The organism is Streptomyces sp. NPDC052107 (genome assembly GCF_040680215.1).
Classification (GTDB): domain Bacteria; phylum Actinomycetota; class Actinomycetes; order Streptomycetales; family Streptomycetaceae; genus Streptomyces.
Genome location: NZ_JBFAWG010000099.1, coordinates 1 through 18,817, shown reverse-complemented (window position 1 = coordinate 18,817; position 18,817 = coordinate 1). Strand labels below are relative to the sequence as shown.

At 69.4% G+C, this 18,817-nt stretch carries 22 protein-coding genes; 4 read left to right on the top strand and 18 right to left on the bottom strand.

The window, feature by feature from the left end; genetic code table 11:
* Positions 1-259: 259 nt before the first annotated feature.
* The 13 genes from AB0M27_RS41105 to AB0M27_RS41045 all read right to left on the bottom strand — a co-directional run bounded on the left by AB0M27_RS41105 (position 260) and on the right by AB0M27_RS41045 (position 11,897).
* Positions 260-1,495, bottom strand: coding sequence for a tyrosine-type recombinase/integrase (locus AB0M27_RS41105; RefSeq protein WP_365730158.1), 1,236 nt, complete (start codon positions 1,493-1,495; stop codon positions 260-262).
* Positions 1,496-1,559: 64 nt separating this feature from the next.
* Positions 1,560-1,748 (bottom strand): helix-turn-helix domain-containing protein, encoded by a 189-nt coding sequence (locus AB0M27_RS41100; RefSeq protein ID WP_365730157.1) that lies wholly within the window; start codon positions 1,746-1,748, stop codon positions 1,560-1,562.
* Positions 1,749-2,243: 495 nt separating this feature from the next.
* Positions 2,244-3,722 carry an ATP-binding protein gene (locus AB0M27_RS41095; protein ID WP_365730155.1) on the bottom strand — a complete coding sequence of 493 codons (1,479 nt, stop codon included), beginning with the start codon at positions 3,720-3,722 and terminating at the stop codon, positions 2,244-2,246.
* Positions 3,723-3,724: 2 nt separating this feature from the next.
* Positions 3,725-4,594, bottom strand: coding sequence for a bifunctional DNA primase/polymerase (locus AB0M27_RS41090; protein WP_365730153.1), 870 nt, complete (start codon positions 4,592-4,594; stop codon positions 3,725-3,727).
* A gap of 85 nt (positions 4,595-4,679) precedes the next feature.
* The gene (locus AB0M27_RS41085; protein WP_365730151.1) at positions 4,680-4,910 is read right to left on the bottom strand and encodes a hypothetical protein; all 231 of its coding nucleotides are present in this window, start codon (positions 4,908-4,910) and stop codon (positions 4,680-4,682) included.
* A 15-nt stretch (positions 4,911-4,925) separates the two neighbouring features.
* Positions 4,926-5,429, bottom strand: coding sequence for a hypothetical protein (locus AB0M27_RS41080; RefSeq protein ID WP_365730149.1), 504 nt, complete (start codon positions 5,427-5,429; stop codon positions 4,926-4,928).
* 18 nt (positions 5,430-5,447) lie between these two features.
* Positions 5,448-5,639, bottom strand: a complete 192-nt coding sequence (locus AB0M27_RS41075) for a hypothetical protein (RefSeq protein ID WP_365730147.1) — start codon at positions 5,637-5,639, stop codon at positions 5,448-5,450.
* Positions 5,640-5,851: 212 nt separating this feature from the next.
* Positions 5,852-7,960 (bottom strand): hypothetical protein, encoded by a 2,109-nt coding sequence (locus AB0M27_RS41070; RefSeq protein ID WP_365730145.1) that lies wholly within the window; start codon positions 7,958-7,960, stop codon positions 5,852-5,854.
* A gap of 3 nt (positions 7,961-7,963) precedes the next feature.
* The gene (locus AB0M27_RS41065) at positions 7,964-9,520 is read right to left on the bottom strand and encodes a hypothetical protein (protein WP_365730143.1); all 1,557 of its coding nucleotides are present in this window, start codon (positions 9,518-9,520) and stop codon (positions 7,964-7,966) included.
* 269 nt (positions 9,521-9,789) lie between these two features.
* Complete coding sequence (locus tag AB0M27_RS41060; RefSeq protein WP_365730142.1) at positions 9,790-10,854, bottom strand: hypothetical protein; 1,065 nt, start codon at positions 10,852-10,854, stop codon at positions 9,790-9,792.
* A gap of 43 nt (positions 10,855-10,897) precedes the next feature.
* A complete protein-coding gene (locus AB0M27_RS41055) occupies positions 10,898-11,278 on the bottom strand; it encodes an RRQRL motif-containing zinc-binding protein (RefSeq protein WP_365730140.1) in 381 nt (126 codons plus the stop codon).
* Entirely contained in the window at positions 11,278-11,607 is a 330-nt protein-coding gene (locus AB0M27_RS41050; RefSeq protein ID WP_365730138.1) for a hypothetical protein, read from the bottom strand. The genes AB0M27_RS41055 and AB0M27_RS41050 overlap by 1 nt, the downstream gene beginning before the upstream one ends.
* Positions 11,604-11,897 carry a hypothetical protein gene (locus AB0M27_RS41045; protein WP_365730160.1) on the bottom strand — a complete coding sequence of 98 codons (294 nt, stop codon included), beginning with the start codon at positions 11,895-11,897 and terminating at the stop codon, positions 11,604-11,606. Before AB0M27_RS41045 ends, AB0M27_RS41050 begins: the two co-directional genes overlap by 4 nt.
* A gap of 1,066 nt (positions 11,898-12,963) precedes the next feature.
* Between AB0M27_RS41045 and AB0M27_RS41040 the strand changes: the two genes are divergently transcribed.
* Both AB0M27_RS41040 and AB0M27_RS41035 read left to right on the top strand, forming a co-directional pair.
* Entirely contained in the window at positions 12,964-13,689 is a 726-nt protein-coding gene (locus AB0M27_RS41040) for an XRE family transcriptional regulator (RefSeq protein ID WP_365730136.1), read from the top strand.
* Between the two features lie 3 nt (positions 13,690-13,692).
* A complete protein-coding gene (locus AB0M27_RS41035) occupies positions 13,693-14,166 on the top strand; it encodes an NUDIX domain-containing protein (RefSeq protein WP_365730134.1) in 474 nt (157 codons plus the stop codon).
* Here AB0M27_RS41035 and AB0M27_RS41030 read toward each other — a convergent pair.
* The 3 genes from AB0M27_RS41030 to AB0M27_RS41020 all read right to left on the bottom strand — a co-directional run bounded on the left by AB0M27_RS41030 (position 14,154) and on the right by AB0M27_RS41020 (position 15,791).
* On the bottom strand, positions 14,154-14,720 hold the full coding sequence (locus tag AB0M27_RS41030) for an HD domain-containing protein (protein ID WP_365730132.1): 567 nt from the start codon (positions 14,718-14,720) through the stop codon (positions 14,154-14,156). The genes AB0M27_RS41035 and AB0M27_RS41030 overlap by 13 nt on opposite strands.
* 1 nt (position 14,721) lies before the next feature.
* On the bottom strand, positions 14,722-15,183 hold the full coding sequence (locus tag AB0M27_RS41025; RefSeq protein WP_365730131.1) for a GntR family transcriptional regulator: 462 nt from the start codon (positions 15,181-15,183) through the stop codon (positions 14,722-14,724).
* 92 nt (positions 15,184-15,275) lie between these two features.
* Positions 15,276-15,791 carry a hypothetical protein gene (locus tag AB0M27_RS41020; RefSeq protein WP_365730128.1) on the bottom strand — a complete coding sequence of 172 codons (516 nt, stop codon included), beginning with the start codon at positions 15,789-15,791 and terminating at the stop codon, positions 15,276-15,278.
* Positions 15,792-15,861: 70 nt separating this feature from the next.
* On the opposite strand from AB0M27_RS41020, the gene AB0M27_RS41015 reads away from it, so the two are divergent.
* Complete coding sequence (locus AB0M27_RS41015; protein ID WP_365730126.1) at positions 15,862-16,197, top strand: DUF6233 domain-containing protein; 336 nt, start codon at positions 15,862-15,864, stop codon at positions 16,195-16,197.
* Here AB0M27_RS41015 and AB0M27_RS41010 read toward each other — a convergent pair.
* A complete protein-coding gene (locus tag AB0M27_RS41010) occupies positions 16,194-17,117 on the bottom strand; it encodes a Ku protein (RefSeq protein WP_365730124.1) in 924 nt (307 codons plus the stop codon). The genes AB0M27_RS41015 and AB0M27_RS41010 overlap by 4 nt on opposite strands.
* Positions 17,118-17,280: 163 nt before the next feature.
* On the opposite strand from AB0M27_RS41010, the gene AB0M27_RS41005 reads away from it, so the two are divergent.
* Entirely contained in the window at positions 17,281-17,970 is a 690-nt protein-coding gene (locus AB0M27_RS41005; RefSeq protein ID WP_365730122.1) for a hypothetical protein, read from the top strand.
* An 86-nt stretch (positions 17,971-18,056) separates the two neighbouring features.
* On the opposite strand, the gene AB0M27_RS41000 is transcribed toward AB0M27_RS41005, so the two are convergent.
* The gene (locus tag AB0M27_RS41000; protein WP_365730121.1) at positions 18,057-18,716 is read right to left on the bottom strand and encodes a restriction endonuclease; all 660 of its coding nucleotides are present in this window, start codon (positions 18,714-18,716) and stop codon (positions 18,057-18,059) included.
* Between the last annotated feature and the right edge of the window lie 101 nt (positions 18,717-18,817).

Here is an 18,817-nt window from a genome sequence, read left to right as displayed (position 1 = left end):
GCGGCTCCTGTCGTTCAGTACCAGGGCACGAAGGCGATTGGCTCCCAAGGCTGAGCAACGCTCAGGCTCGCTAAGCCAATCAGAGACGCTTGGGACCCTGGCCGTCGTGCGACTCATCGGGTAGCGGCCCGCAGGTTCCCTTGGCAGGTGGGTGCGAATCCCGTGCCACAGACGCCGGAGAGGCGGCACCCCCGCACAGGGTGTACGGCTGACTCCCCTACCTGGGAAGTCAGCCGTTCGTCATGCCCTCAGGGCACTCTCAGGGCACATCCCTCAGGACGGCTTCCATCATGTCGGCCGTCCGATCCGCCTCCGCCTCCCACAGATGCGTGTAGACGTTCAGCGTGATCGATGGCTTAGCGTGACCGAGACGCATCTGAACCTGCTTCGGCGTCGCCCCGTTCTTGATCAGCACGGAGGCGTAGAAGTGGCGCAGGTCGTGAAGCGTAGTGCCCTCGGGGACGCGTACCTTGCTGCCGGACTTCACCAGGTAGGCGTTCGCCCGCTTGATGTTGCGCGCCCACACCTTCGCCCAGCTGCCGCGCCGGATCGCCCCGCCGGTCTCGCTCGTGTACAGCAGCCGAGCATGGCGCCACACGGGCTTACGCGGGTTCGTCCGGTCTTCGATGTACACGACCTTGGGCGGGAACTCCTTGCGGTGCCGCTCGATCTCGTCGACAACAGACTGCCCCTGGGGAACCGCCCTGTAGCTCTGCTTGGTCTTCGGCTCACCCAGGTACGGCACGCCCTTGTCAGGGCCGATCAGTTGCTGCTTGACCGCGATGGTAGCGGCCGGCTCTTCGTCCTCCAGGCCGAACAGCTCACCCTGCCGAAGTCCAGTGGAAGCCGCCTGCCGAACCAACGCCCGATACCTCGCGGACGCTGTGACAATCAGCGCCTTTACCGCCTCCGGGTCGAGCGGGTGAATCTCCGGATAGAACACCTCGGGCGGCTTGAGGCCCTCCCACGGGTACTTCGGGATGATTCCCTCTTGGTGCGCCATCTTCAGGATGCTGGTGCAGACATTCCAGGGCGTCGCGAAGGTCGACGGGGCGATGACGGCGGACCGATCCTTGATCCATCTCTGGCCGTCTGGCCGCTGGATGCTGCCGATCTGCCGGTTGCCGAACGTTGGGTAGATGTGCAGCCGTAGGGCCCGCTCGACGTTCGTCTCGGTCCGCTCGCGGTGTACGGCCGTCTCCTGCCAGCGCTCAGCGACAGCCTTGAACTTCTGCTTGCCAAGCTCCCGGTTCACAAACGTGCCACCGTCGAGTTCAGCCTTCACCTTGGCGGCACGGGAATCCGCAGCCGTCTTCTTCTCGAAGTTCTCCTTGCACTGTTTGCCGGACAAGTCCCGGTAGCGCACCTGCCAGCGTTTCCCTGTGCCGTGCTCGCGGCTGGGATAGACCATCTGGGTCTTGCTGCTGTGCGCCTTGCAGGGCTCGGCGTCGGCCGGCGGTCGAGAGAGGTGCCAGCGGTCGTACACCTCAGCCATCAGTTCCTTTCCCCTTCAGGACAAGCCGAGTCACTTACGTGGTCGGGTTGGTTGTTCTTCCGGGTCATGCTGCGCGGCGGCCGCCGATCTCCGCAGCGTCGTACTTGTCGAGCGCTTCGGCGTCGTATAGAACATGTCGGCCACGCCTGATGAAGCACTGCGGACCGGTACCGGCGTAGCGCCAGTAGCGGACGGTTGCGGGCGACGTGCGGTAGCGCTCGGCGACTTCCGCAGTCGTTAGGTACTTCGTCATGAGGTCCTTCCTGTGGCGGGCGACTGCTCGCACGGTCACCACCCCGGACTTTGGTCTCGGAGCGGGCGGCCCGCGTGTGTCCTAGGTGCGGATTTCTGCGTCATCGCGTCACGCACGTCATTTGCGGTTCTGACCTGCTGGTATGCGATGACGCGGGCTACTCGGGGCGTGTCACGGGGCGGGGCAGGGTTCTGTCACCTGTGACGCGGGGGACGCGGGATGACGCAGGTGTCGGCCGTCTGCGTCACCGATCCAGCCGCAGGTCAGGGGCCGTTTTCTGGTTTGTGGTGACGTGGGTGACGCAGCGTCTCTTCTCTTAGGAAAAAGAGAGAGGTGGTGTCTGTGGTGGTGCGGTGCGCTCAGGACGTGAAGAAGGAGCCGCTGCGCAGCGCGTCTTGCGCAGCGGCGGCAAGCCGCCGGAACAGCAAGAGGAGCACGCCCCGCTGGGCGGGGTGCTCCTCTTGCTCGTTCGGTGCGGCGCCCTGGTGGCGCGGGTCAAAACGCCGCTTCCTGCTGGTGCGGGAGCGTGAGCGGGGTGCTGTGGGTCATTTCGATGTAGCGGGCGGAGCTGGTGCGGCCCCAGTCGATGAGGACACCACGTGCGGCGAGGGTCGGCTGCAGCCGCTTGAGGCGGTCGGAGAGGACCTTGCCCGTGGTGGGCCAGCCCTTGGGCAAGGGGCGGCACTCCTCGCCGCTGTAGAGGCTGGTGAGGCAGTGCAGCCACTCCGAGGAGGTCATACGGACTTCCGCGCCGGCGTCGAGCCCGGCAGCGTACTTCAGGACCGTCTGCGCCAGCAGGTCACCCTCAATCACGTCGTCATTGAGGTCATCGAGGCTGGCCCGGTACGCGGCCAGCGAGCCGAAGCCGGTGGCCGCGTCGAGCTGCGCGCACAGGTGGGCGAAGTCGGCCATCCGCAGGTCGGTGGGGGTCTCCGCCTGGGCGGCCCGCACCTTCACCGTCAGGTCCAGCAGGGAGCCGAGAACGACCGGGAGGATCTCCGCGTACTCCGCCCACAGCTCCGCCTCGGTCCGCCGTACTCGGGGGCGTACGAGACGGAGCGGCAGAAGGCGTTCAGCGAGGTCAGGGCGGATGACGCCGACGTCGATGCCGGTCAGGAGCATAGGGCGCCGGTAGCGAGAGCGGACGACGTCGCCGTCGGTGAACAACGCGCGCTTGATGCTCTCGGCGCCGGTCACGATGCAGCACATGAGGTCGGACAGGTCAGGGGGCAGGTGGGAGAGGTTGTCCAGGGCGGTGACCCATCCGGCGGCGACAGCCGTGATCATGTTCTCCTCGTCCTTCGGCGCCCGGCGCAGGTCACCGCTCATCCCTTCGATGATCCGCACCAGCATCCGGCCGCCGGTGGACTTGCCCGCCCCCTGCGGCCCGGTGAGGAACGGCGCGGGGACGGGCACGGACGGTTCCAGGCAGCCGATGAGCCAGGCGAGGGCAAGGCACTCGGCCTCCGCGTTGGCGAAGTTGCACAGGCGGAGCAGGAGGTCGATGCCCTTGCCGTCGGTGTCTTTGACGGGCAGCGGGAGTTCGCCGGTGAGCTGGGTGCGCCGCCAGCAGACTTCCTGCGGGTCGGGAGTGAGGATGTCCCAGCCGGTGGGGTGGATACGGACGGACTGCCCGTCGTCGCGGCCCAGGTCGAGCCAGGTCGCGCCGTCGAATCCGGGGGCGACGCGGATGTGGGTGGGCTGTACTTTCTCGGTCAGGGCGAGTGCTTCGATCAAGTCCAACGCCTCCTTCAGCGCGGTTCCGTTGAACACGCCGACCCCGTCCTTGAAGAGGCCGACCATGAGTTCCTGCCGGTGGCTGCCAGACGTGCCCTGGGAGCGGATGGGCCGGGCGACGGGGTGGCCGTTCTTCTGCGCGTAGACGGTGCCGTCGATGGTGCGGAAGTACCGGAAGTGCGCCTGGGCGTAGTCGGTGATGATCTGGCGGGCCGGGGTCTTCTCGTCCTCGGACACGGCTACATCCCCAGTGCGGTGCGGGCGTTGGCCCACGCGTCGGTGCAGTGCCGGGGCGATTCGCCCTTGGCCTGAGCGGCGGTGAACAACCTTGCGACGTGAGCCTCGGTGAGGCAGCCGCACCGGCCGTGCACGGACAGCACCGCCAGGAAGGTGCGGTACACGGTGGTGTGGACGGCGCTGCGGGCCTCGGTGATGCGCTGCTCAGCCATGGCGATCCCACGCTCCAGGTAGGCAGGCGTCCGATGACGGCACTCCCCGGCCTGTGCGGGCACGGCGATGGAATGCAGCGCCGGCCGGAACACGGCGGGTTCCTTCACGGCGAGCACGCGCACGGCCCCCGGCAGCGCCGTCATGGTGCCGGTGCCCGGTCCGAGCCAGCGGGCGTAGGCCATCGTGGATTTGATGTCGACGCCGTCGCGTACGCCGTTGGCGGACTGCATGGTGCCCCGGTAGATCCAGTGTTCTCCGCGCGTGGTGGGCACGGTCTGGGTGGGCGGCAGGGCCTCGCGTGCCCAGGCGACGGCGGCCGGGTTGTCGAGGTCCACGACGGTGACGCCGGCGCCGCCGGGGTGGTAGGCCACCGCCGCAGCCTCGCGCCACGCCCGCGCCCACCGAGCCGAATTGATGACTTGGGGGTCGGTGGTGGCGGCGGCCCAGGCGTGGCAGGGCGCCGGGCAGGCGCAGGGCCCAGGGGTCTTCATGTTCGGCCGACCCCCGCACGCGTTGTCGGCGCAGCGACGGCAGTTGCCGAACGGCACCTTCCCGCCCCGCAGGGGCAGCACCGGCACGCCGGCCGCCGCGAGGTACAGCGCGATGCGTAGGTGGCTGGTCGGGGCGAGCACTCGCCCGATGTCGGTCGGATGGGTCATGCTGGGTGACCTCCACTGTTCAGTTGGATGGGTGGAACAAGGGCGGCCCCGGACTTTGGCGAGACGGGGGCCGCCCTTGGCGTAGCTAGTGGTAGAAGGCGTGCAGGGCATAACGGCGCTGGTCTTCCGGTCCGTGCTCGGTGAGGACGCCGCAGCGGACCAGTGCCTTGAGGTCGCCGCGGGCAGTCGCCCGCTTCGGGGCGATACCGAGCCGGGCGTACAGGCGCATGACGCGACCGGTCGTGATCGGGCGACGGGGATGATGCATGGCGTCGGTCAGCAACGCGGTGACGCGCCGGGCCTGGTTACTCGTCACTGCTGAGCACTCCGTTCAGCGGGTCAGGTTGTTGCGGTTGCGGGCAATGAGCCCGTACGCGGGGGCGGTGATGGTGTTGTTCTCCAGCCGGACGGGGCCGGCGTAGTGGTGGTGGGTCTCGGTGCGGGTGGCTTTGAGTGAGCGCAGCGCGGAACCGATGGCGGCTGCTGCTGCGGCCAGGGCGGCGATGGGGAGGGTGATGAACAGGACGCTGTTCAGGGTCACGGAGGAGAACCCTTTGCAGGCGAGCCAGATGCCGCAGCCGAGACCGATGCACATGGTGCCGACGCCGAACCCGGCGACCGCGGTGCCTGCGGCCCAGGCGGGCACGATCCGGCGGTCAGGCTGCGGGACGGGCGGGGTGGGGCCGTAGGCGGGCAGCGGGGTGGTGTCACGGTAGGACGTCGGGATCTGCGGCACGGGCCGGTAGGCGTCTTCGATGATCCGGCGGGCTTCGGCGGCGGCGTCGGCGTCACTCATGCGCGGCTGGCGGGCCGAGGGCTGGTCGTGGTCGGGCATGGCGGGCTCCTGCCGGGGTCAGGTGAGGTGGCGGGCGGCGGCGGCGAGCGCGGCGCATATGGCGCGGATGGTTGCTGCGGCGCCGGTGCCGGCGGTGAAGAAGCCGAACAGGAAGAGCACGAGGGCGCTGAACGGGCCGACGTAGCGGCCCCGCAGCAGAACGAAGGCCAGCACCCCGAAGAGGGCGACGGCGGAGAGGGTCAGGATCACGGGCGGCCTCCCGGAAACACGCACGGGCAGCACCCGCGGGGCGGGATGCTGCCCGTGCCTTGTCTTGTCGTGTCGCTTGTCGTCTGGCTTGTCGTGCGGCTTGTCGCTTGTCTTGTCTTGTCGCTTGTCGCCTTGCAGGTCACAAGCCGTTTCCGGGCCCCTGAGCCGCCGTGGGCGCCTTCTGTTCCGGCGGGGCGACAGGCGACAAGCGATCAGCTCTCGCCGGGCTGCCGGGGGGCGTGCCGGCGGTGGACGTAGCGGGCTTTGGTGCCCTCTCCGACGCGTACGGCGGTGCCGTTCTCCACCCATGCCTTGAGCCAGCCGACGACCGTCTGACGGTTCGTGCCGTACTCGTCGGCCAGCGCGCGGGCGATCGCGGATGCCCCGGTGCCCTCGGTGCCGGCGGCGAGCAGCGCGGCGAGGGCGGCCTGTTGCGCGGGGCTGTCCTGCTCGCCCCGCAGCGCCGACAGGTTCAACCCACCCGAGACCGGCGGCGCCTCCTCGGCGGCCGGGCCGTGCGGGTCGGCCGCCGTGGCGAACTCGGCATCGATCTGCGCCCGGAACTGCCGCAGCATCTGCTCTTCCGGCGAGACCTGCTCGGTCGGCCGCTCGCTCCGTAGGGCGGACAGGTTCAGCCCCTCCCCTGACGGCCCGGTGCCCGGGGCGTCGTCGGCAGGGGTGTGGTCGCGCATCCATGCGGTGCGGTCGGCGTCCCAACGGCGGGCGTAGGCGGGCCCGGCCGCCTTGGCGGAGATGTCGTCCAGCACGGGATGCCGGTCGGACGTGGCGGCGATGATCTCGCGGATCTGGTTCGGCAGGATCCGCCAGGCCTTGAACAGCGCGGCCGGGGACTCCGGGGTGCCCATAAAACCGGCGCCCTTGTAGGGGGCCTGCTCCACCCGCAGCCCGCGGGAACCGGGGAACATCTTGGACAGGTCCATGCCCTCGGTCTCCCCGCCGGTCAGGGCAACACGGACCTTGGCCTCCCGCCGGATCATCAGGTTCCCCAGCACGCTCCCGGTCGCCCCGAGAGCGGTCAGCACGGTGCGGATGCCCATGGCGCGAGCGATCCGGATCACTTCCAGGATCTTCTCGGCGAGCTTGCGCATGTCGCGGTCGGGGCTCGCCAGGATCTCCGCGCCCTCATCGATCACGAGCATGATCTGTGGAATCTTCGCGCTGATGGGGAGCAGGTCGGTGTTGTGGCGGGCGAGCAGGTCCTGGTAGCCCATCTTGCGCTGCTTGGCCACCCGCACGGCGGTGTCCAGCATGGTCAGGGCCTCATCGAACGTTGCGGCCAGCCAGTCGATGCCGGGCCGGACGGGCTTGCCGCCCTCGGCTTTGATCTCCCCGTTCAGGGCGGGCAGGACCCAGGGCAGGCCGGCCGACCCGGCGTTGAGGTCGATGACCCAGGTCAGCATGTCCTCGGCGCGGGCGAACCCGGCCAGGATCAGATGGACCAGGTTGGTCTTGCCCGAGCCGGTGGGGCCGACGACGAGTGCGCACTGTTCGCGCAGGTAGGCCCGGATCTCTTCGGCGTTGGTGCGATACCCCCAAGGGATGCCGGTGTGCACGGACAGCGGCCCGTACTCGGCCGGGTAGGTCCGTTCCTGTTCCAGCACGTTGACGGTGATCACGTCGATGATGACGCGGCCCTGGTGGATGCCAGGGGAGGCGGTGGCGGTGCAGCCGTGCGGCAGCCGCGCGTCCGCCGAGAGGCGGGCCGACTCGGCGGCGATCTTGTTCCAGGTGGCGCCGCCCGGCGGGAGTTCGGCGTCGATGGAGTACCCGGTGCCGGTCTGCCACTTCTCCACCCCGACCACGCGGACGGAGATGGAGCACACACGCTGGATGCGGTCGATCCACTCGGCGGCGATCGCCCGCCGTTCGGCGGACAGTTCGGCGGCGATTTGCCGCTGCTCGGCGGCGAGCGCCTCTTCCTCGCGGGCCTCTTCGTACAGGGCGGTGGAGCGGGCGGCGGCGCCGATGCCGACGCCGATGGTGGCCAATGATCCGAGGGCGGCCCAGGTCAGGGGGCCATGCGTCATGGCCCAGGTGGTCCATCCGGCGCCCACCAGCCAGGAGGCGGCGCGGGTGGCCAGGGTGCGGCCGGCGTTGCGCAGGCGCAGCCCGACGACGGTGTGCCCCAGGGCGCCGGCCGCGCCGACGGCCAGCGCCCAGCCGGGCGGCATGCCGGTTGCGGCGCCGGTGGTGGCGACGGCGAAGGCTCCGGTGGTGGCGGACAGGGCGCCGGTCACGGGTCCGTGACCGGCACTCCAGTCCAGCACCGGGCCACTGTGTTTGGTGGCGGTGGTGGCCATGGTTTAGACGTTCCAGCCCTTCTCGGCCTCGTGGCCGTTCCGGGGGTCCTCGTGGCGGGCGATGTCCTGCTCGTGGACGCGGCGGAAGATGCCGGGCAGTTCCTCGGCGCCCTCGGCGGCCTTGCGCAGCAGCTCGTAGATGTCGTTGAAGCCGTTGGCGACTTCCTTCTCCAGCGGGAACTCGCTGTCGGAGCGCTCGGCGAGGATCTGCATGACGTGGGCGACCATGTTCAGGGCCTCGGGCAGGCCCTCGACCATGGCGAGGATCTCCATGCAGCCGTCGGGCTCGTAGAGCATGGCGGCGGCCTGCATCTCGGTGGCGTGATCCTCGAACTTGAAACCGGAGTTGGTGGACACGTGCTCTCCTTCACTCACTTCGGATGTGCTGCTGGTGGGGACCGTGGCCGCAGGGCGATCGACGCCGTCCGCGATGCCGTCCATGCCGTCCTTGGCGGCCTGCGCGTCGGCGGCTGCCTCCTGCGCGGCCAGTTCCTCGCGGATCGCCTCATCGCGGGCAGTGCGCTGCTCGGCCGCCACACCGGCCAGCCGCCGGAACAGGCGGCGCCCGGGGTGGACCAGCCACGGGATGTTCAACTTCCGCCCGAGCGGGCTGGTCAGGCAGCCGAGCAGACCGATCGGGAGAGCGAGCAGAGCGGCGAGCAGACGGCGGCCGTGGAACCGGGCCGCGGAACGGCGCAGCGCCTTACGGGCCGCCTTCCGGGCCGGGGCCTTGCGTACCTGAGCGCGCTGTGTGGCGACCGTGCCGGCCGTCTTCTTGTCGCGCCGGGCACGCTGCTTGGCGACCGCCGCATCCCGCGCCGCGCGGGCTTTGCGGATGGCGGCACCCTTCAGGCGGCTTCCGAGGCTGCCGCGCTTGCCCGGCCGGTTGATGCCGGCTGCGGCTTTGGCGTTGCGGCGGGCATCGGCGACGGCGCGTCGGGCGGCGGTGGTCTGTGCCCGCTTGTCGGCCCGCGACCCGCCCGCGGCCTTCTGCGCGGCGCGCAGGGCCTTTGTCTGCCCGACGCGCCCTGTGGCGTTCCCCGCGCCGCCGGCCGCCCGCTTGAACGTGCCCTGGCCGGTCGTGGCGCGCTGGTGGTGGCCGGTGCTGCGCCGGTGCTGGCCGGGCGCACTGCCCGGCTTGCCACCGGTGCGCCTGGCACGGGAACCGCTCGAACGGCCCCCGGCCCTGCCGCCTGCTCCCGTGGCTCCGTGGCGCAGGCCTGCGCTGCGGGCCGCACTACGGCCGGCGGTGCGGGCCGCGGCCCGGCGGGCGTCGCGGCGGGGGTTGGGCTTGCGGGAGCGGGCGGCGGCGAAGGTACCAAGGACGACCGCGCCGGTGGCGGCGACCATGGCGGCGATCGGGCCGCCGGTCAGAGAGGCGGCGGCGACCGCGCCGACGGTGCTGTTCGCACCGGTCAGGGCGAGGGGGACGACCGGCCAGCCGCCGGGCGTGTGCTCCACCTCGGCTGTCTTCGGGGTTTGCTCGGTCGGTGCGGGAGCGGGGGGCGGTGTGGGTGCGGGGGCCTCGGCGGCTACCGGCTCGGTGCTGAGTTCCGTCATGCTGTGAGCACTCCTTTGCGGAGTAGGGCCCGGCCAGGGCTGTAGGAGGCGATTGGCCGGGCCTGCCGGGTGAGGGGCGACGCTGCTCGCGGGAGATCGCCCGTGGGGCGTATGGCCAGCTCGCCGGTTCTGCTCGCCGGGTCTGCGAGGTGCCGCTCGCCGGGGCTCACCGGGTCTGCTTCACTGGTGCTCGACTGCTTCCGGCAGTCGCAACGACGGCCAGCCCAATTGCAGTGGGCTGGCCGTCATTGGTGGTGCCGGACGAAGGGTCAGGCTTCGGATTCCTCGTGGGACATCAGCGAGCCCCACGCCTTGCGCACGCGCTGCTCCCCGCCGACGAACCCGCCCTCCCGGAAGGCGGCCACGGCCTGGCGGTAGGACAGCGGCGGGTCGTCGATGTAGCGCAGGTGCCGCAGGACGACGACGAGCTGAGCGTCCGTCAGCGGCTCACCGGGCTGCGGGGTGGGAACGCCGGCCACGGCCGCGATCTCCTCCAGCGTCACGGGGGGCGTGACGGGAGGCGTCACGGGCGTGACGGGCCCGGCCGGAACCGTTCCGAATTCGGCCGTGACCTGCGTGTCTTCCTCCGTCACGGGCGGCGTGACGGCCGTGACGCCTTCCTCGTTCGCAACCTCGACAGCGGGCGTCTCGGGGGCGGCCGTTACGCTCGGGGCGGGGGCCGTGACGGGCAGGGCGAACATGCCTGCCAAGGCGGCATCCGCGCCGGCCGTCATCCGCTCACGCTGCACGCCGACCAGGTGCGCCCCGAGCAGGGCGTCACCCGTGCCAACCTTCTTCGCGAGCTTCCACGACTTCAGCTCCGAGTCCCTGCGGGCGCCTGCTTCGGGGTGGTTCGCGGCGCGGGCCCGGTGGTAGGCGAGCTTCTGCACGACCGCGGCGTTGCGCCGCTGCGCTTCGGCGTCCACCCCGGTGCGGTAGACCACGATCCGGCGGGCCAGCAGGCCCATCCCCTCCGCAGCCACGCACATGGCCATCGGGGTGAAGGCGAACACCACCGACTCCGTGCCTGTCGGCGCGACCGCGGCGCCGGTCAGGGAGGCCACCGCCGGCAGCGTCCACAAACCGAGCCGCACGGCCGCCGGGGAAGACTGACCCAGCATGGTCAGCCCCACCAGAGTCAGCGCCAGGACCAGCGTCGCGCCCTCACCCGCCGCAACAACACCGAGCGCGGTGGCCGACCGGTGGAACACGGAGGTGATGTTGCTGTAGGTGCCCCACGCACCCAGGCCGCCGAAGCCAACCATGGGCAGCGCGGCGGCACTCAACACAAGTGTCTGGCCCCAGCTCAGGGACCGTTCCGGGGGATGCTTCACTGCTTGTCTCCTTGTCGGGGGGATGACCGCCTGACCAGGCCGGTCAGGCGGCGCGCTGGTCGTCGGGGTAGGTGCACGGGACGCACGCCCCGAGGGAGGTAGGGATGACGTATCCGGCATCCCGGCGGCACTGCGGGCAGGTACGGCGGGCACGCATCGCGCATTCCAGCGCCCGGCGCTTCGCCTCGGTCATCGGCCGGACCGGCTTGGCTTTGTCGAGCCGGTAGAGGTAGCCGACCAGCGGGCCGCGCCGGTGGCGCGGGCGGAGGATCTGCGCGACGACCGGCTGTCCACCGGGGCGCAGGCCACGGGCACGTAACTGCCGCCGGGTGGCCAAGCCGTCCGGGGCCAGGCGCCACGGGTAAGTGGGGATACCGTGCCGGGCGCCGGTCGGGTCGAAGCACTCGCCCCACGCTGCGGCCATCAGGCCGCCGCCGAGGACTGCGCCGGGTCGGTGATCTGCGCGAAGCCGGTCAATTCCAGCACGGCGCCCGCAAAGTCCGCAGTCGCCTTCAGCACACGCGTACGGCCGTCGCCCTGCGTGCCGTGCGCCACCGCGTCCGGAGCGATGCCGAGCGCTTCGCGCCATGCCTCGAAGCCGGCCAAGTCGTCGTGAAACGACAGCTCCAACCGGTCGGGGTAGACGGTGCTCACCTGCACGCACGGCGCCGGCAAGTGCCCGAAGTCCACGGCCAGCAGCCGCAGCGCCCGCAGAGGCACGGCCAGGCCGTCCAGCGTCAGCCCCTCGCTCATGCCGCAACCCCCCGACGCGCGGCGCGGCGGCGGGCGGGGCGGGCCAGCGGGACCACGTTGAACAGGTCCGGGTGCTCCTCGACGACCCGCGCCGCCAGGCGGATCAACTCGTCGGGCAAGCTGCGGTACTCCGGGTCAGCGAGGATGTCCCGGGCCGCGTCCAACCGCGCCGCGCGCTCCTCGTCGCTCTCCCTGTCGACCCCGAGCCAGAGTTCAGGCGGGGTGCCCAGGGCGAGTTCGGCGAAGTCCTGCGGGGTGTCGGCCCGGTGGCCGCAGACGTAATTGAGCATGGGAGCTCCCATGTCGAAGGGATAGAAGAAGAGCCGGGGCCGCGAGAGCGTGCCCAAAGGGCGGCGGCCAGTCCGGGAAGTGCGGCCAGCGCCGCGCGAGGCGACGGGCCGGAGCGCCCCGGCCGGGAGTCGAACCCGGCCTGCGACCATCGGGGCGGTTGGATTCAGCGGCCGGACACGGCCGCGTGCGGATGCGGACGCGGTGGGCGCACCGGCAGCGGAGGCTTCGTCTTCTCGTGCTCCGAACCGGCCATCAACGGCCGCCCCGAGCACGCGCGTTGTCCTCGCTGCGCTTGTTCGCCTCCGCTGCCTTGCGAGCCAGTTCGTCCCGCTCCGCGTCTGTCAGACTGGTGACCACAGGTTCCTCCACTCCAGGTGCCTGTCCGCGGTCCCCCGGGTTGCCCCCCGAGGGACCGCTCTGATTCCTCATCAAACGGGCAGGCCACCAACGTGACGCCGGCGCCCTGCCCGCATGACGAGTGACGGGAAAGCCCGTCACTGTCGTCTCGCGGCTCCGTACGCGCCTTGCTCCCTTCCGCTCGGCCGGCGCTCGGTCACCGCGCCACTCAGTCGTCACTCGCTGAGTGGATCTCCCTGGGTGCCATGGACCGGGTGCAGCCCAACCACCGGGATCACCGCGATCCGGTCCCCGGGTCTACGCCCGAGGGTCAGACCAACGGCTTAGCCGATGGCACCGATCGATCCGTGAAGACGACGGACTTTTACGTCTCCCCTGCCGCCCGGACTGCGTGTAAGCGGATCCGACGGGACTGAGCTGCGCATGCGGCATGAAGCCGCCTTTCGACCGAGTTGTTGCGGTCGAGCCAATGCAGTACCTGTTTTACAGGTACTGCATTGGGGGCCGTCAAGCATGTCGACGGAACCTCTTGCTTTTCGCGCCGAGACCTCTTGGCGCACACTCAGAATCGCCCCAGATCAGGGGAGTTGGTCACCCCATACGTGGACAGCTCCGGGACTTCTGGCTACGGTCAAGAAGTCCCCAGACGTCCCAACGGGAGTGCAGATGTCGAACGAGCGTTTACGGTCCGCCCTCCTCGCCCGCGGCATGACCGTGCAGACCCTCGCCGAAGCGATCGAGGTCAATCCGAAGACGGTCGAACGCTGGATCACCCAGGGCAAGGTGCCGTACAGGCGTCACCAGTACGCGACGGCGGCAGCGCTCAAGGTCGACGTGACGACGCTGTGGGAGGACGGGCGGACCGTCGACAGCGCGACGGACCTGACGAAAGCTGAGATAGCGGCCGTCTACCCGCACCGGCACACGGTTCCGTCCGGTCTCTGGCGGGAGCTCTACGGTCGGGCTGAGCAGAACCTGGACGTGCTTGTCTACTCCGGCCTGTTCCTCTCGGAGGATCCGCTGTTCCACGACCTGGTCAAGGCGAAGGTGGCGTCAGGGGCCCAGGTCCGCATCCTGCTGGGAGAGCCTGGTTGCGCGGCTGTCCGCCAGCGCGGCATTGACGAGGGTCACCAGATCATGGACGGCAAGATTCGCAACGCCCTCCTGCTGTACCGCCCGCTCATGCGGAGTCATCCGGAGATTGGCTTCCGGCTGCACGATTCGACGCTCTACAACTCGATCTACCGCGCCGACGACGAAATGCTTGTGAATCCGCACGTCTACGGCATCGGCGCCTACATGGCGCCGGTACTCCACCTCCGCCGACTACCTGGCGGCGGCCTCTTCGACACGTATGCGAACAGCATCGAACACACCTGGCAGAACGCCCGCCCGGTCACCGAGCAGGACATAGCCGAGATCACGGAAACTTGAGCCATGGGACGCATTGACTACCTGCACGACCCCGACGCGCCGCCGGCCAACTCGGTCGTACCGTCCGTCGTCGCCTTCGTCCAGAACGACGCGGACCAGGTCCTGATGATCCAGCGGTCCGACAACGGACGGTGGGCCCTGCCCGGCGGCGGCCACGACCTGGGTGAGTCCATCAGTGACACGGTCGTGCGGGAGGTCTGGGAAGAGACCGGGATCAAGGTGGAAGTGGTCGATGTGTCGGGGCTCTACACGGATCCTGGACACGTGATGCAGTACGACGACGGTGAGGTGCGTCAGCAGTTCAGCATCTGCTTCCGTGCCCACCCTGTCGGCGGTGAGCTCCGTACCAGCAACGAGACGAGTCAGGTCCGCTGGGTCGACCCCGCGGACCTGGCGGCGCTGGACGTGCACCCGACCATGCAGCTCCGGATCGAGCACGCCCTGGACCGGACGCGTACGGCGCCCTACATCGGCTGACGCTTGGCCTCGGCGACCCGTTCGAGTACGCGGGATGTGCACGCGAGAATCTCGGGCTCCGCCCGGCGGATGAACATACCGATAAGGCTGTCCGGCCCGTACCGCCCGGCGATCTCGTTGATCCGGTCGACCGGGTTCGTGGGCGTGCCGTCCGGTGTGGTGTTCATGTCGCAGTAGCAGAGCGCATCGTTCAGATGCTCGCGCTCGCGGGGGAACTCGCCCTCCAACTCCTCGCGCATGCCGCGCGCTTCCGCTTCCATCCAGGCGCAGGAGTGGTGGGCGACCAGGTTGATCACCCGTTCGTCGGCGCCGGCCACGTCCCTGAGATAGCGTGCGCCGTCCAGCGGGTGAAAGCCCGTTTTAGCCAGGTCCGGCGCATAGCCGATGTCGTGCAGGACTGCCGATGCCTCCAGCAGATCCGCATCCTGGCCAAGGATGAGCGCGATCGTGCGCGCCCGCTTGGCGACCCCGAGGCAGTGCTTCCACCGCCGCGGCAAGGGCTCGGCGAGCAGAGACTCAGCCAGGGGATAGGCCCACTCCGTCAAATTCGGCAAGCTACGAACGCTCCTCTCGCGTCGGCACGGCGCGGACGGTCCGCACCCTGCCCTGTCCGCCCCCCGCCAGCACGCCGGCGGCCTCCAACTTCTCCAGCGCCTTGGTCACCGTGGGGCGCGAGACTCCAAACCGTTCCGCAAGCGCTGAAGCACTCGGGAAGGCTTCCCCCACTTCCAGTCCATCAGCCGTAATGACATCCGTGATCCGCTGATGGAGCGGGCGCCGGTCGACTCGCGCCCCGGAGCGCACGACCCGCCAGCGCTCGCCCGGCGCCGGCTCGGCAACGCCCTCGAGCTTCAGCACTCCGAACGCACGGACCGCGACGCCTCGCGAGACCTTGAAATCGCGCACGACCTCGGTCAGTGACGGCAGCACCGTCATGTCCGGGTCCTCCTCGATCCGCGTCTTCAGCGCGTCAGCGATCTTCAGGAAGGTTCCCCGAGGGTTGGCCTGCTGCGACACCCGCTCTCCCTCTCCGCTCGCCTGTCGTCGCCCCCAAGGCTCCCACGACTCGCGACTCTCGCGGAGAGGCCCATCAGCATGCACAGAGGCTGCTACGACTCGGTTGGCCAGGTGGTCAACACGGTGGCGGTCTCCTCGTCAGTGAGGGTGACCCGCAGCGCCGGCATGCTGCTGTACTCGCCGATCCAACGGCTGAACTTGCTGCGTGCGGTCTCCTCGCGACTCCACCAGCCGTGCTGTACCGGCTGGCCGTCGGAGGTGAGCAGCAGGTGGTACCGGCCGGGCTCATCCATGAAGCTCATCGTGCCAGCCTCAGCGGCCGCCTGGCGCAGGTCGGCAAGGATCCCCTCGATCGTGGTCGGCCCCGTCCACCGCGGCATCGTCGCCAGCGAGTCCTCCCGGCAAAGGTCCACCCAGCGTGGACCACGCCCGGGGAAGTCGACGACGCGGGAGGTGCGGCAGTCCTCCTCCTTGCCGCAGGCCGAACACGGCTTCTCCCGGTGCAAGGCGTAGCGGGCCATCGTCTGCGCGCGGGACGGCGAGGCCGGCGCGGGATCCAAGCGGGCCGGATCCACAGCGTGGCGAGCCAGCAGCTCGTCGACCGTCATGCGTTCAAACTCCACTCGGCCCCTCTGCCCGTCGCGATGCAGGGACACACTAGCGCCTAGAATCGAACATGTGACCGATCTGCCGCCCGACCTGCCCCGGCTGCACACCCTGGAGACATGGCTCGTCCTGACCCTCGACCGGGTGCGGCAGCAGATCGCCGGCTTGGAGCGGCGCGAGACGGAACGGCAGCGGGGCGAGCAGGCCCGTCCGCCAGCGCCGGACTGGATGCTGGAGCTCGGGCTGAACCGAGACGCCGTGCCGGTGTACGTGCATCAGGGTGGCTGCTGGAACGCCGGAGGCCGGTCGCGCGGCGTACCCCGGGAGGCCGCGCTGCGGGCGCTCACCGACGGCGTACCCGCCTGCCCGCACTGCCGGCCCGACAACGAGCTGGGATACCTCGACTAGGCGCTGCGCGGCCGACGGCCGGACGTCTTCTTCGCAGTGGCCTTCTTCGCCGCGGCCTTCTTGGCTGGCTGCTTCTTCGCGGCCGCCTTCTTCTTCGGCTTCGGCAGTTCGTGTACCTCGGCAGGCCCTGCCCCCCGACCTCGGGTCGCCTTGGCCTTCTCCACGGATGCGTTCAGCGCGGCCATCAGGTCGAGGACCTGGGACGGCGCTTCTGGCGCGGGCGCCTCTGGCAGCGGTTTCTCCTCGCGCTTCGCCTCGATGATCTGGGCGATGGCCTCGGTGTAGCGGTCCTGGAACTCGGGCCCTTCCAGGCTCTCGGTGGTCATGGTATCCATCAGGGCGAGCGCGCCCTTGATCTCCTCGTCGGACACCTGGACGGGCGGCGGGAGCAGCTCGGTGGGGTCACGGATCTCGTCGGGCCAGCGCATGGCGTGGAGCACGAGGACGTCGTCGCGGACGCGGAGAAGCCCGAGTCTCTCCCTGCCGCTCCATGCGTACTTCGCGACGGCCACCTTGGCGGAGCGGCTGAGGGCCTGGACGAGGAGCTTGTACGGCTTGGCCCCGACCGGGCTGGACGGCTGCAGGTAGTAGCCCTCGGCGATCCGGATCGGGTCGATGGACGCCAGCGGCACGAACGCGTCGATCTCGATGGCCTTCGCCGTGGGCAGCGGCAGGTTGCTCAGTTCCTCGTCCGTGATCGGGATGACCTGGGTCTTGGTCAGCTCGTAGCCCTTGCCGATCTCTTCCTGGGAGACCTCGCGGTCCTCCAGCTCGCAGATCTTGCGGTAGCGGATCCGGCCCTGGTCGGCCAGGTGGTACTGATGGAATCTGATGCTGTGGTCCTCGGTCGCGCCGACCACGTTGATCGGCACGGTGACGAGTCCGAAGCTGATCGCGCCGCTCCAGATGGTTCGGGGCATGGCAGACCTCCGCAGTAGGCCCGAGCACCACCAGCGTACGAATGCCCCTGCCTTCCCGCATGCGCACTCCCAGTGGCTAGCTGACCGGTAGCCAATAGGGTGATACGAGCGACACGCCAGCGGGAATTGAATTGCATAGGTGAATACCTGTGATCATGACGTCATGACCGATGTGAACCCGGACTTCCCTGGCGTTCTCGCGGCGGTCATTCCTCTTGTTCTGCTCGCGCTGGTCGTGGAGTCCCGCAGGAAGGAACAAGCCGACCTTGAGGCCTCTGCAACTGCTGGGCGACTTATTTGGCTTTTCTTGAAGGCTCTATTCGTCCTAGGATTTCTGGCCTTCTGGGAGATTGCGGTCCTGCTGGCAGCAGCCGATGTAGCAGGACCGTGTCTTAGCTGGCTCGCTGGACCGCCAGGGGCGATCGGCGTGGGTATTCTACTCGTCCTTACCGGACGTATCGGTATGGCCAATTTGGCGTATGAGCATCCGCAGATCACTGGCTCCCATAAGAATAGAGTGGAGGCGCTGGGCGGATTTCTCTTGACCGTTGCCATCGCGGCCGGGATGTCCTTCATCATCGCGTATTTTCCGCCGACGACTCGGGGATGCAACACTGGGGTGTTGAATCCGTGGGTTCTCGGATCGGCCACGGCGGTGGGTTTCGTGTGGGCAGTCTGGGGTGGCATCAAAAATCTGCGTCAGGCGGAGTCGGCTAACCAGCCGGAGCCGACCGCAAACGGCGCGGCTGAGGGGCCAGGCATGGGGGGCTGTTGTGCAATGGTCGTCGTTGCGATCGTTCTGGCTCTGGCTGTGATTTCAAGGGCCTTCAGCAGGCACCGGCACGTTCAGTGAGGGTCGTCGCGCCCGTTCGTAGCCGGACGCACGACCGCCCCGTCTCAGCCGTGGAAGCGGAGCGGAGGGACTGGTTACCGGTGCGGTTACGCGACTGGCCCAGGGGCGCCCGCTGGCTGATGCCATGGGGCCGGTCCGGTCCGTGAGGCCCATCCCGCGAGCGACTGGGCGTCGTAGAGGCGGATGCGATGCGCGGCGGCGTAGCCGGCGGCCTGCTTGGTGAAGGTGCTCGTGGTGACCACAGCGGCGATGTGGGCTTGGTGGACGGTGTAGCAGGTGCCGCCGAATCGCTGCAGATCCGGCGAGCTGACTTTGTGGCTGGGCCCGTACCGCTTGCACTGGATGACGATGCGGTGCCCGGTGGGTGCGGTGGCGATGACGTCGGCCCCGAGGTCTCCGGCGCCGCCGACGACTTCGACGTTGGTGCAGCCGTCTCGCTGGCACAGGTAGGCGATGGCGTGCTCGAACTCGCGCGGATCCATCGTGTGGTAGCGGGCGATCTCCCGGGACTGCGCCTCGCGGATCTGGGCCCAGCGGGCGGCCTCGAGGCGGCGTTGCTCGGCCTTGCGTGCGCGACGCACCGCGTACACACCGCCAACAGCGAAGGCGACCAGCAGCAGCGGGACCCCGACAGCTGGGTCGTGCTTGGCGATCTGGAGGAGGATCGCGAGCGGGACGGCGACGGCCCAAATGCCGACGATGACGTACATCATGCAGGACGAACCGCGGGTGCGGCGTGGTGACATCAGGTTCCCCCATTACCTTGTTGATCAGCCCCGCAATGGGGTGCCCGGCCTCTGGGACGGCATGACTGTTCCCCCCTGTAGTTCGCATGATCTGGGGGGTG

Coding starts and splice junctions, on each gene's coding strand:
- AB0M27_RS41105 (WP_365730158.1), bottom strand. CDS start 1,495: ATGGCTGAGGTGTACGACCGCTGGCACCTCTCTCGACCGCCGGCCGAC.
- AB0M27_RS41100 (WP_365730157.1), bottom strand. CDS start 1,748: ATGACGAAGTACCTAACGACTGCGGAAGTCGCCGAGCGCTACCGCACG.
- AB0M27_RS41090 (WP_365730153.1), bottom strand. CDS start 4,594: ATGACCCATCCGACCGACATCGGGCGAGTGCTCGCCCCGACCAGCCAC.
- AB0M27_RS41080 (WP_365730149.1), bottom strand. CDS start 5,429: ATGCCCGACCACGACCAGCCCTCGGCCCGCCAGCCGCGCATGAGTGAC.
- AB0M27_RS41070 (WP_365730145.1), bottom strand. CDS start 7,960: ATGGCCACCACCGCCACCAAACACAGTGGCCCGGTGCTGGACTGGAGT.
- AB0M27_RS41065 (WP_365730143.1), bottom strand. CDS start 9,520: ATGACGGAACTCAGCACCGAGCCGGTAGCCGCCGAGGCCCCCGCACCC.
- AB0M27_RS41055 (WP_365730140.1), bottom strand. CDS start 11,278: ATGGCCGCAGCGTGGGGCGAGTGCTTCGACCCGACCGGCGCCCGGCAC.
- AB0M27_RS41050 (WP_365730138.1), bottom strand. CDS start 11,607: ATGAGCGAGGGGCTGACGCTGGACGGCCTGGCCGTGCCTCTGCGGGCG.
- AB0M27_RS41045 (WP_365730160.1), bottom strand. CDS start 11,897: ATGCTCAATTACGTCTGCGGCCACCGGGCCGACACCCCGCAGGACTTC.
- AB0M27_RS41040 (WP_365730136.1), top strand. CDS start 12,964: ATGACCGTGCAGACCCTCGCCGAAGCGATCGAGGTCAATCCGAAGACG.
- AB0M27_RS41035 (WP_365730134.1), top strand. CDS start 13,693: ATGGGACGCATTGACTACCTGCACGACCCCGACGCGCCGCCGGCCAAC.
- AB0M27_RS41020 (WP_365730128.1), bottom strand. CDS start 15,791: ATGACGGTCGACGAGCTGCTGGCTCGCCACGCTGTGGATCCGGCCCGC.
- AB0M27_RS41010 (WP_365730124.1), bottom strand. CDS start 17,117: ATGCCCCGAACCATCTGGAGCGGCGCGATCAGCTTCGGACTCGTCACC.
- AB0M27_RS41005 (WP_365730122.1), top strand. CDS start 17,281: ATGACCGATGTGAACCCGGACTTCCCTGGCGTTCTCGCGGCGGTCATT.
- AB0M27_RS41000 (WP_365730121.1), bottom strand. CDS start 18,716: ATGTCACCACGCCGCACCCGCGGTTCGTCCTGCATGATGTACGTCATC.